9 protein-coding genes are annotated in these 12,011 nt (G+C 66.1%); 4 read left to right on the top strand and 5 right to left on the bottom strand.

Annotated elements, in window-relative coordinates; translation table 11 throughout:
• Positions 1–28: 28 nt before the first annotated feature.
• Positions 29–217, bottom strand: coding sequence for an AbrB/MazE/SpoVT family DNA-binding domain-containing protein (locus ACWD5D_RS36180; RefSeq protein WP_451377035.1), 189 nt, complete (start codon positions 215–217; stop codon positions 29–31).
• Between the two features lie 59 nt (positions 218–276).
• On the opposite strand from ACWD5D_RS36180, the gene ACWD5D_RS36175 reads away from it, so the two are divergent.
• The gene (locus tag ACWD5D_RS36175) at positions 277–798 is read left to right on the top strand and encodes a very short patch repair endonuclease (RefSeq protein ID WP_451377034.1); all 522 of its coding nucleotides are present in this window, start codon (positions 277–279) and stop codon (positions 796–798) included.
• Here ACWD5D_RS36175 and ACWD5D_RS36170 read toward each other — a convergent pair.
• Positions 726–2,702, bottom strand: coding sequence for a DNA cytosine methyltransferase (locus ACWD5D_RS36170; RefSeq protein ID WP_451377033.1), 1,977 nt, complete (start codon positions 2,700–2,702; stop codon positions 726–728). The two genes, ACWD5D_RS36175 and ACWD5D_RS36170, sit on opposite strands and share 73 nt — an antisense overlap.
• A gap of 536 nt (positions 2,703–3,238) precedes the next feature.
• Between ACWD5D_RS36170 and ACWD5D_RS36165 the strand changes: the two genes are divergently transcribed.
• Positions 3,239–5,440, top strand: coding sequence for a sensor histidine kinase (locus ACWD5D_RS36165; protein WP_451377032.1), 2,202 nt, complete (start codon positions 3,239–3,241; stop codon positions 5,438–5,440).
• Entirely contained in the window at positions 5,437–6,654 is a 1,218-nt protein-coding gene (locus ACWD5D_RS36160; protein WP_451377031.1) for a hypothetical protein, read from the top strand. Before ACWD5D_RS36165 ends, ACWD5D_RS36160 begins: the two co-directional genes overlap by 4 nt.
• Before the next feature lie 87 nt (positions 6,655–6,741).
• Here the strand turns inward: ACWD5D_RS36160 and ACWD5D_RS36155 are convergent, their stop codons facing one another.
• Entirely contained in the window at positions 6,742–8,787 is a 2,046-nt protein-coding gene (locus ACWD5D_RS36155) for a hypothetical protein (RefSeq protein ID WP_451377030.1), read from the bottom strand.
• 370 nt (positions 8,788–9,157) lie between these two features.
• Here ACWD5D_RS36155 and ACWD5D_RS36150 point away from each other — a divergent pair, with 370 nt between their 5' ends.
• On the top strand, positions 9,158–9,829 hold the full coding sequence (locus tag ACWD5D_RS36150) for a hypothetical protein (protein ID WP_451377029.1): 672 nt from the start codon (positions 9,158–9,160) through the stop codon (positions 9,827–9,829).
• Between the two features lie 273 nt (positions 9,830–10,102).
• Here ACWD5D_RS36150 and ACWD5D_RS36145 read toward each other — a convergent pair whose 3' ends face one another.
• Entirely contained in the window at positions 10,103–10,324 is a 222-nt protein-coding gene (locus ACWD5D_RS36145) for a hypothetical protein (RefSeq protein WP_451377028.1), read from the bottom strand.
• 810 nt (positions 10,325–11,134) lie between these two features.
• On the bottom strand, positions 11,135–11,998 hold the full coding sequence (locus tag ACWD5D_RS36140) for a 3-hydroxybutyryl-CoA dehydrogenase (protein WP_451377027.1): 864 nt from the start codon (positions 11,996–11,998) through the stop codon (positions 11,135–11,137).
• Positions 11,999–12,011: the final 13 nt, after the last annotated feature.

The raw sequence follows: 12,011 nt of genomic DNA, 5'->3' as shown, positions 1-12,011 counted from the left end.
CGGCAGTCCTCGACAGCCGGGGCTGCCGCTACAGGGTTCCCTCCCGCAACAGGTCGTTGATCGCGTCTTCTGCCCGCCTCAGCACGATGCGCCCGTCCCCGTCACTGAACACGAGCAGCTTGGTACCCGGGCTGATGCCTGCTTCGGCGAGGATCCCGAGCGGGAGCTCCACACGGCCTGCCTCGTCGACGTCGAGTTCTGAGGGTTCTCGGATCATCTAGGTCAGTCTGCCACCCACGCCCACGGCATGACCGCCCAAGGTGGAAGCATGGCCTTGTGAGCACACACGAAGGATGGGTGAGCACCCCTTGGAGCTCGCAGCTCCGCGGCCGGCGCGTCCGGGACACCGAACCGGAAAAGACACTCAGGAGCGCCGTCCACGCCCTCGGGCTCCGCTTTCGGCTGCACCGTAAGGTCGCTCCCCGCTGCACGGCGGACTTCGTGCTGCCCCGGTACTCCGTCGCGGTCTTCGTCGACGGTTGCTTCTGGCACGGCTGCCCGTCCCACGGCACACGGCACTTCCGCGGGCCGAACGCCTCGCGCTGGGAAGCCAAGATCACGACCAACATGGAAAGGGACGCCAGGAACACCGAAGCGGCGAGAGACGCCGGATGGACCGTAGTGCGCATCTGGGAGTGTGAGGTCAGGGCCGACGCCGGGCGGGCCGCCCAGCGCATCGCCCACGCCGCACACCTCAGCGTCCCTGTTCTCCCGGGAGGGCCCTTTCAGCCTGTGGTTACCGCAACGTCCAAGGTGGCTTCGGTTCCCTCGTCCTCCTGCGGACGGGTCGGGCAGTAGTCGCTCAGCGGGCAGCTTCCACAGAAGGGCTGCTTGTCACGACACAGGTTCTCGCCGATGAACCTGATGGCGGCCATGCGCACGGGTGCGTCCCGGCCGGCGCCGAGAAGCTTGATGAGGTTGAGCCGGCCCTCGGTCAGTCGGTTGGTCAGGTGCGATTCGTTCTTCTGAACCCTCGCAGCCACCCGCAACGCACTCTGGCCGACCAGCATTATGTCGCCGCCGGCCAGCAGCCTGAACAAGGCGAGCTCAGCCGGCTTGAGCCCCATCACCTTGCTGTGATCAAGAACCGAATCCGCGTTCACCCAGACCTCGGGCTTGTCGACGACCGGACTGAGCCTGCCCTCCAGACGCTTGCGGAGTGCTGTTGTCGGCGCTGCGTTCACGAGGGCGAGATAGACGTCCTGCGTCAGTTCCCTGTGCCCAGCGACCTCGTCCATCACGTCGGAGAGCTGCTTCGGGTGCAGCTTGCTTCCTGAGAGCACCGCCATGACGAGAGCCCCGAGCGGCTTCATCTTCCGGCCACCGGGGAACTGGTACCACTGCTTGCCCGCACGCTGCTCCTTGGCCCAGCGGGTCAGTTCCTCACGTACCTTCGGCCACTTGTCCGCGGCCTCGTCCCCGGCGGGAACATCTTGCGGCAGGAGAACCCGGGCCGCGGCTTCGCCCAACAGCGGGGGAACCGCGTTGCCAATCTGGCGGAAGGCGTCGCTCCGCGTACCCGCGAACCGAAAGCGGTCGGGGAAGGTCTGGATCCTCGCGGCTTCACGCACGGTCAGCGTTCGCGCCTCTTCAGGATGGATGTACCAGTAACCATCCTTGGCGATGTGTGCGGTGATGGTGCGGCTCAATTCCTTCCAGTCCAGCTTCTTGTACTTGTCGGTGAATTGCTCCGAGTCGTACCTCTGGAAATCCTTCTCGTCCTCTTCCAGTTTCTCTTCGAGCTCGGAGTAGAGGGTTTTGGAATCCATGACCGTGAAGATCCTGAAGTCGTCCTCACGAACCCGCCGCGTCATGTGGTCGTGAATTACACCCTTGTCTGCCCTTCTGCGCATCTCCTTGGCGAAGGAAGAGAGTGTCGACTCCTGCTGCTCGTCGTAGTCGATGACTCGGGCACCCACCGCTTTCAAAGGCTCCGGATTGAGCGCAGGCAGGTCGCCGATGGCATCCCAAAGTTTGGTCTGTTTCTTCGGCTTGCCCCACGCGAAGCCGCCACCGTCTCTCCGTGCGAGGAGGATCAGACGCTTCCTGTGCTGCGGCACGCGATAGTTCCACGCATCGACGAGACGTACCTGGGTCACGTACCCAAGGCTCTCCAGCTTTGCCTCGATGATGCGGATCACGCTGAAGTCATCGCCAAGCCCCATGTCGGGGACGTTCTCCATGAGGACGGTACGTGGAAGGAGCCGCTCCACCACATCGACGTAGGCGCGCCAGAGTTCCTTACGGAGGTCGTGCGGGTCACGGTTGTGGTACTCGACCAAGTGCCGGATCTTGCTGCGTCCGGCACGACTGAACGGCTGGCAGGGGGGGCCTCCCGCCACGATGTCGATATCGGCTCCGGAGTCCAGGATTCGCTGAACGAATTCGCCTCGCTGACCGTCATCCCCGAGGTCGACGCAAAGACTCATTCCCGGGAAGTTCGCTGCATGCGTCTCGCGAGCCCGCTCGTCGAAGTCCACGGCCGCAGCGGTGGTCCATCCGGCCCGTTCAAGGCCCAGGCTCAGCCCGCCGGCGCCCGAGAAGAGGTCGACAGCCAGGCGTTTGTCTTTTCCGTAACCGGACTGGACCCATTTCCTGAAATCGTCCGGCTCACAGTGGTGCCTGTGCTTGTCCAGTTTGAGGTAGTCGCTCCGCTCCAGGGGCACGCCATACGTGCTTTTTGCCCCCTTCTCCTTCGCCACGACCCACTCCTCCGTACCTGATGACCTGAACGACCTCCAGGAGATCACGCACGACGCTGCGGAGGCAAGGCTTCCGGCCGGTCCACGCCGCCGCAAAGCCTCGTCTGTCACGCGGGTGACCTGCCTGGTGAACACTGCTGTTCACTCACCGTGTCCCATTGGTAACTTGAAGCAGTGTTCTACTCTTGAGCCACCTCATGTTAGAGGACGCCCCCTGGGCTACTCCTCGGGACTCCCCCGTTCCGGTTGCGATACGTCCGCGAACGTCACCTGTCTCAACGAACGCTCGGACCAGAAGACACGTTCGATCACAGGGCTGTACCCCCTTCGTCGAGCGTCGGGTGCCGCAACCACCGTGAACCCCCCGTCCCGGCACACCTACTGCCCAAATCTCCTGAGCAGCGTTTCCAGAGCCCTCCCCGCCGTTAAGATCGCAGCTGGTACTCCTCGGGCGGGGGTGCGGGTGCGAAGCGGTCAGAGGGGCGAGCGTGGACTCCGAGAACACACAGACGTTCCTACGTCCCCGTGCGCGCCTGATGAGCACGCTTGGTGAGGAACTGATCAGCAACGAGCGGGTGGCGCTCACCGAGCTGGTCAAGAACGCCTACGACGCCGACGCGAGCCTGGTTGTGATCAGGTTCAACGGGCCGTTGGAGGAGGGCTACGGTTCCATCGAGGTGTGGGACGACGGACACGGTATGTCCCCCGAGACCGTCCGGGACACCTGGATGGAGATTGCCACACCGTTCCGGCACCGTGCCCCGCGCAGTGAGCAGTTCGGGCGAAGGGTTCTTGGCGCAAAGGGAATCGGGCGCTTCTCCGCAGCCCGCCTCGGCGCCGTGACCGCGATCAGGAGCCGCAAGGCCGGCGGCCCCGAGGTGAACATCCGGCTCGACTGGAGCGACTTCGCCGCCGAGAACGCCTACCTCGACCAGGTACCGGTCCAGTGGAACGTGGGCGCTCCCGAGGTGTTCGCCGACAACGGCGAAGCGCGACGCCTCTTCGACGAGGTGACAAGTACTTTCCGCGCAAGCGAGAAACAGTCCGCCTGGACGGGCTCTCACGGCACCCTCGTCCGGCTCGAAGGGCTTCGGCAGGACTGGGGGGCCGAGTCGGTGGAGAGTCTGAAGCGGTCCCTGTCCCGACTCCTCCCCCCTCCTCCTCCTGTGGAGCTGGACGTACCCGACCAGCCGGAGTTCGCGATCTACCTCTCGCTTCCGGCTGGGCCGTTGGACCACCACACCGGTTTCGTCGGGGCCAGCGAAGCTCTGGCGCACCCGCACTACCGCCTCATAGGGACCATCGACGAAAACGGTCTCGCCGACCTGACCATGACCAACCTCACGTCCGGGCAGTCGGAGACCCTGAACCAGTACCTCTTCCCGTCGCACGGGAAGGCACCCAAGTGCGGCCCCCTGAAGCTCGACCTCCGTACCTGGGACCTCGACTCGGCCTCCCTCAAGGAGATGCTCAACATCGACCTCGGGGCCCGCAACATCACCGAGGTCCGCAAGCTGATCAAGGACAACAGCGGTGTCGCCCTCTACCGGGACGGCTTTCGGGTGCAGCCCTTCGGGGAGGTCGACTTCGACTGGCTGGGCTTCGACCTCCGCCGCGTGAACAACCCCACCATGCGGTTCTCCAACAACCAGGTCGCGGGCTTCGTGTACATATCGGCGGACGGTAACCCCGGGCTTCGGGACCGGTCGCACCGGGAAGGGCTCATCGACTCTCCCGAGTACGAGGACCTGAAGGGTGTCCTGACCCAGGCCGTGAGCCGGCTCGAGACCTGGCGCTACGGGCTGCGCCGCCCGAAGGGAGAGGGCCGCGAGTCGGGTCCGATCACGGTGGACACCCCCTCCGGTGCCGGAAGCGACCGCCACGGCCTGTTCCAGAACTTCACCCTCTCGCCCGTCCGGGACGTTCTCAACGCGAAGTACCCGGACGACACCGAGTTGAGCCGCGCGCTGGAGGAGGCTCAGGAAACGATCGACGAGAGCGTCGAGAAGGTCCAAGAGGTCCTCTCGCAGTTCTCCCGCCTGGCGACGCTCGGAGCGCTGATCGACGTCGTACTGCACGACGGTCGAACGGCACTGACGCGGATCGCCTACGTCCTCCGTCGGCTGAACAAGCTGGCAGGCCGCAAGCGCGACGAGGACGAACAGCTCGCCTCCGCTCTCACGAAGATGCACGTCGACCTGACCGCGCAGGAACAGGCTCTGGACCGGCTCTTCACCCGCGTCGAGCCGCTGAGCGGCCGGCGGCGAGGCCGCCCCCGCGCCCTGTCCCTTCAAGCCGCGATCGACGAGGCCGTCGCGGTCCACGAGGGCACGCTGGAGAAGCACGGCATCACCGTCACCGTCAGCGGCGAGGACGTGACAGTGACGGCTGACCCCGGTGACATCTCTCAGGTGGTCCACAACCTCGTGGGGAACTCGATCTACTGGCTCTCCACCCTGCCCGAGGGGAAGGAGCGCGCCATCCTCATCGAGACGAGGCGGACGCCCGATGACGAGGTCGACATCGACGTGAGCGACAGCGGCCCCGGAGTACGTGAGGAGATCCAAGAGATGATCTTCGACACGTACTTCAGCGACAAGGAGGACGGCATCGGGCTGGGCCTCAGCATCGCCGGCAGCGTCGTGAAGGACTTCTACGACGGCGATCTGTCCCTGGTGACGCCAGGGCCCCTCGCCGGAGCCACGTTCAGGGCAAGACTGCGAAGGAGAGTTGGGTGACGGACGGGGGCGCGGTGTACCGGGTCTTGATCGTCGAGGACGAGGTGGACATCGCGGAGGAACTGTCCGAGATGCTCGTTGAGGAGCTCTCGGACCTCGGAACGCTCGACATTCACGTCGAGAACGATTTCGACGAAGCTGAACGTCTGCTGGAGGCCCAGGCGTTCGACCTGGTTGTTCTGGATGTCAGGGACGCGACACGGCGCGGCTCCGCCGCGCACCCCAATCTGCAGGGCCGTGAACTGTACGACCGCATAGCCAAGACCCGCTGGGTGCCGGTCGTCTTCTGCACCGGCCTCGCCGAGCAGGTGAGCGACCTGGCGCAGCCGCCGCTCATCCAGGTGGTCCCGAAGAACCGGCTGGACGACGCCGTCACCGCGATACGGGAGGGCCTCGAGTCCGGAGTCCCGGTCCTCACCCGGCACATCACCGCCCTCGTGGACGAGCACGTACGCGGATTCCTGCGGGACGAGATCGCCCCGAACTGGGACCGGCTCGGGGCTGTCGACCGTAGCCAGATCGCCCCCGTCCTTGTGCACCGCTTGGCTGCCTGGCTGAAGGAGAACGCGGCCGAGGCCCTCGGAGCCGCGCTCGGTTCCTCCGAGGACCGTGTGATGGGACACGCGTCGACCGCCCGGATGTACCTGATGCCGCCGGTCACGAAGCACGTGACCGCGGCAGACGTCCTGCGGGACCCCCAGGACGGCTGGTGGCTCGTCCTCACCCCTGCGTGCGACCTCTACGAGGACCTGCCCGGCGGCGGCAATCGCGCGGCCAAGGCCGAGTACGTACGTCTCGCCAAGGCGGTTCCGTTGATCGAAGCACCCTTGATCGCTCGTTGGATCGAGGCCGGATCCCCCGGCAAGGGGAGCCGGGAGCGGAACGCGGCTCTGGAGATGTTCCGCGACAACAACGCCCGTTATCGGATTCTGCCCAAGTACCTCGACATCCCGGACCTCTTGGTCGACTTCGAGATCGTGCAGTCTGTTCCGTTGGCAGAGGTCCGCTCGTGGACCCGCGTCGCCACGCTGGACAGCCCGTTCGCCGAGGCCATGCTGACCTCGCACGGGCACACGGTGGCCAGGATCGGCACCCCCGTCGTCGACTACGAGAACATCAAGCAGTCCCTGGGGCTGGACGGAAAGGGGAAGGCCGCGGACCAGAACTCGGTTCCGAACCCTCGTACCACGACGAAGTACGCCAAGCAGTCCTGATTCTCGGCCAGGATGATCAGCCTGTCGGCCATCTCGCCCGCGCGCTGAATTCTGAAGCGTGATCTGAGCCCGACCGTGTCGGGGATCTCAGACGGCAGCGTCGTTGAGTCCTGTGATCCATGGGAGGTGAGCTGGCCCATGCCTCCGCAGGGCCCGATACGCCGGCACGAACTCGCGCACAAGTGCGAAGGGGGGAGCGCTCTTCAACCGGTGGCACTCTCCGGCAAGAACTTCAGCGAAGGCCAGCAACTTGCGGTGGGCTGCTCCCTCCATCAGGTGCGCTGCCGCCTTGGCGCCGTCGCTGATCAGCTTCGTGGTGCTGATCAACTCGTCCTTGGCGGCTGGATCCCCGTGTGCAAGGGCAGGCGACAAGCGGTCTCGTTCACCGAGGACGTGGGCAGCTGCCAGGCAGAGAACCGTTGACGCCGTTGTCTCGGCGGGTTCTCCCGCATTGGTCATGGCATTTGCCAGCAGGGGGAGAGCGGCGAAAGGCAGGGGGTCGGCAGTGTCCCATAGGGGCTCCGCGACCTGGAGCCCGGCACGTGTTCCCGTACGGTCCACGTGCAGCAGAGGTCGGTCAGGAGAGGCCTGACGTAGTTCCCAGCACTCGACGCTGGGGTCCGCGATGGCGGCCCTGAGGATCGCACGAAACGCCTCTCTCAGGCTCTCAACGGAGACGTCGGGCACGTCCAGCCGCACGAGACTGCCATGGCGCCGGATGTCCAGCACCGGGAATCTGGCTTCTCCAGCTGCCTGGAGTATGGAGAGGTCTCGGCCGACGTAGTTCGAGTCCTCCGCGCCCCGGATGACCAGCGATGCGTTCTGTGCGTAGGCCACTGCGACCCCGTGCTCGAACCCGCGGCAAATGGCGCGAGCGCGGAGCGCTGCGTCCAGTACCTCGTCGAGATCGGCTGGCCGTCCGCCCAAGAGGAGTGTGCCGTTGACAGGGTCCCAGCGGAAGTCCTCGTGGGCGTTCGCGTTGCGCCACTCAGAGCGGATCGTCGAGGCAAGCAACTTGCACAGCGGCTGACCGTCTTGAGCGGCCAGCAGATCCCGGACGGTGGCGAGCGGGGCCCCCTGCGGAACCGTCCTTCCCAGCAGTTCCAGTACCACAACAGCCGTGCGCCTGACGTCTGCTTCCAGCACGGCCCGGTGCAGGTCCATGACCGCCCGCGCCTTTTCTTCCTGGTATTCCTCCTCGTAGTAAGCGTCGAGGTAGGCGATCTGTCCTCGATGGGCGGACACCATCTCCGGTTCTCGAGCGACGTGTCGTGCCATCACTGAACATGCCAGTTCCGGATCGGACTTCAGATGGGACGTCACCAGGTCACGTCCCAGGAGGGCAGCACGGTGCGTTACCAAGGGGCGATCGGAGATCGCTAGGACGGCAAGGTGATGGAGAAGTATCACCGTTAGGGGCAGCGAGTCATCGATCAGATGTCTCATGCTCCGGCGCAGCCGATGATCGAGCATCTGCGGGGCTTCCGACCAAGCGGCCAAGAGGCGGGCCCGCGACGCCACACCCGACCCGGGACCCACCTGCTCGGCCGACACCCCGAGCGTTCGCTGGTAGACGTCCTCGTAAGGAAGGCCGGCGTGATCAGTCCTGGCGGCAGCTTCCAGAGTTCGCCCGGCCGCCTGGGCCGCGAGAGCATACCGCCGTACTGCAGACCAAGCGGACTCCGCCCATCCCTGTTCCAGGCAGGCGAACAGCGCTTGAGCCTCGCTCCGATTCGCTCGCGCCAGGTCAGTCGCCAACCGTCGCTCTGCCGCGCTCGTACGGGACGGACTGAACCGGGACACCTCTTCTGCGACAGAGCCCAAGGCAACAACCGACGCGTGGAGACTCCGCAACAACTCCGGAAGCTGCTTCCCGACGGTTCGGCCCGAAGCGGTCCGCAGGCGCAGGATCTCCGCAACCTTCTCGTCGGTCTCCCGCTGAAGCCCGGTCAGGTCGGCTTCCCTCAGCAGGGTTCTCCATTGCGTGCGTGTCACCGGTACAAAGGCGACTTCCTGCTGTCCCGTGATCTGCTCAGGAGGCGCGGAGAGATTCAGCTTTCGGGTCACTTCTCGCACAGCCGCGCAGGACTCTCGTTCAACTGTGCCCAGTTGGTCGGGAAGGGGTACGTCCACCAGCACAGAATGACACCGGTACCCCGCTTGAAGCGTGATGTTTTCCTAGCGCCTCTCGGTGCCCTCGTACGACGGTGATGCTGAGGGCCCGCCAGCTGTGTTGGCAGGTCTTCGCGCGCGCGATGCGCGAGCGGATGGTGAGGCACAGGCATCAACGCCGAAGTCTGCACCCCAGCACCGTAGGGAACCATGCTGGGAGTGCCCGCTGTGCGGCTACTGCCGCACAGTGCCGACGCCAGTCCACCGGTGCTCGCCCTGCACGTGCGACATGGAGTAGCGCGCCGCGAATGGCGGGTCCTCTCTCTTCGTGTATGACGTACCGGGGGCCGCGGTCGCGGCTGAACGAAGAGGGGGGACCTGCAAGGTGACGATGCTGGATCTGGGAGTCGTCGGCCCAGCGCAGAGCGACTATCTGTACCACTTCACCGGTCGCAACGGACAACGGCCCGACTGGGTACCGGAGTCGATCCAGGTCATGAGCGCTCAGCAACGCCTGGACAGCATCCTGCGAGAGAAGCAGTTCCGGGCGTACGCGCCGTTTGGCGCGACCACCCGGTGCATCTGCTTCTCCGAAAGCCCGCCCGACCACCTCAAGTACCTCATCGGCATCGGCCGATTCTCCCCCTGGGGCATCGTCACCCACCGCTCCGCGATCCTCAGCGCCGGCGGGGGCTCCGTCGCCTACGTCCCGGACGCGGTACACGCACAGTTCCAGGAGGCCGGACTCGCGCACTGGAGCGTCCGCACGGGAGCGGGATCGACCTGGATGCACGAACGCGAGTGGCGACTTCCCTGGCCCGAGGGAACCGTCGGAATCCGGTACGCCCAGGCGATCCTCGTGGGCGACCCCAGCTGGCGGCCGGCGCCCGTCGAGACCGGCTGGGTGGACGCGTCCACCGGGGATCCCGTCACCGGGGAAGAGGCCAGCCCGTACGCCGAGCCGGTTTACGAACTGCCCATCCTGTGGCGCACGTCGTGGATATGGGTCTGGGACCCGCACCAGGAGGCGGTGATGAAGTACCCACCCGGCACCCTGTGCTGAAGACCTCACCTGACGCCCCCGAACCGACACCACAGCGCCGTTGCCCGTGGGGGCATCGCACGCGAGCCTGGTCGGGGCGCGACGCTCTGCGCACCTCTGGAGCTGAGACCGGGCGGTCTGCCGAGAGAACCGCCAGTGCACCGGTCTCCGGTGCCCCGAGTGGTTCGAATCCCCTGCCGGAGCCTCGCGCACACCTCTTGCCGACGCAGCGCGGGCTGAGGGCATCGGGGCGATACCGGCGGTCGCACTCTCCGGGACATCCGCCGTTGTCCCTCAGCGTCCTCCTTGTTGACCACGGCGCCGGACCGGCGGATCGGGCGCCGGGGCCGGGGGCTCAGAGCTGCCCTTCATCCAGTCCAGCAGCCGGAATGCCCGGTCGCTGTATTCGCGGGGTGCGTACAGCGCTGTGCAGGCCACTACTCCGAAGAAGACCAGCAAGGCGGTGACCACGACCATGTCTGTGCCGGTGCCTCCCGCGCGTCGGTCTGCGGTCACTATCAACGTCCTCCCTGTCGCTGAGGCCGCGCCGAAATCCCGGAGGCGCGGACTCGGGGTTGCCGGCCACCAGCGTAGGAGCTGGAAGGGGGGAGCCACCGGAGTTCGAACGGAACCTGCCGTTCATCCCCATCACCCGAGTCTGACTGGGAGGAAAGGATGCCCGAACCCCAGCGAAGGGGTGCTTGTGGAGGTCCTACAGTGGCTTCCGTTCGACTCTCCGATCGGTCGAACGCGTGGTCGGGAGCCCAGCTCCGGTCTCGCTGCTGGGCCGGTGACAACCCCGTCGGTGGACAGCCGGTGGACAGACGCCTTTGGACCATGCATCACGGGGTGGCGCAGGTCAACCTGTCGCACGTGCTCTGATCAGGAAAAACGTCACCACGCAGCACGACGAGGTACCAGGCAACACGAACGCTCATGGTCTCGTAATGCGTAGGTCCCGGGTTCGAATGCAGTTGCCCGCGACCCCCGTGCTGGGCCCGCAAGCGCTGGACGGGCCGCTCCGAACCAGGGACTTTTCAGGGACTTTCAGCTCTGTCCCGGGGACTTTCCAGGGACTTTCCGCTGAGTAAGCGGGAAAGGCCCTGACAGCTTCGAAAGACACAAAGCCCCAGGTCAGAGCCTGTTTGATGTCGGTCGATGCCGCTCACCAGGCCGCGTCCCCGTGCAGTCCACACGGGCTGGGCGAGGACGCGCGGATGAGGCCCGGGCGGGCGCCGCGAGAGCCACCCACGGCAGCGCCGCCGTGGGCGCTGGTCCGGTGAATTCGCCCTTGAACAGCGCCACTTGGCGGCGTCGCCGCACTCGCTAGTACGTGTAGAAGCCCGAGCCGGTCTTCCGGCCCAGCCGGCCCGCCTCGACCATGCGCTGGAGCAGCGGGGGAGCGGCGTACAGCGGCTCCTTGTACTCGGTGTACATCGAGTTGGCGATCGAGACGATGGTGTCCAGGCCGATGAGGTCGGACAGCCTCAGCGGACCCATCGGGTGGGCGCAGCCCATCTCCATGCCGTTGTCGATGTCCTCGCGGCTCGCGATGCCCGACTCGAACATGCGGATCGCGGAGAGCAGGTAGGGCACCAGCAGCGCGTTGACGACGAAGCCGGAGCGGTCCTGGGCGCGGATGGCGTGCTTGCCGAGCACCTTCTCGGCGAAGAGCTGGGCGCGGCTCAGCGTGCCCTCGGAGGTGGTGAGCGCCGGGATCAGCTCGACCAGGTTCTGCACCGGGGCCGGGTTGAAGAAGTGGATGCCGACGACGTGGTCGGGCCGGGAGGTGGCGACCGCGAGCTTCACCAGCGGGATGGAGGAGGTGTTCGAGGCCAGGATCGCGTCCGGGCGGGTCACCACCTGGTCGAGGACCTGGAAGATCTCGGTCTTGACCTGCTCGTTCTCCACGACGGCCTCGATGACCAGGTCGCGGTCGGCGAACTCGCCGAGGTCGGTGGTGAAGCTCAGCCGCGCCAGCGTGGCCTCCCGCTCCTCCTCGCTGATCTTGCCGCGCTCGGCGGCCTTGGCCAGGGAGTTGAACAGCCGCGTACGGCCGATCTCCAGGGCCTCGCCGGTGGTCTCGGCGACCCTCACGTCCAGTCCCGCGCGGGCGCACACCTCGGCGATACCCGCGCCCATCTGGCCGCAGCCCACGACTCCGACGCGAGCGATGTCTCCCCCTGGCATGCCTGTCACATCG

The organism is Streptomyces sp. NPDC002520 (genome assembly GCF_053595235.1).
This window is presented reverse-complemented; position numbering and strand designations above follow the sequence as displayed.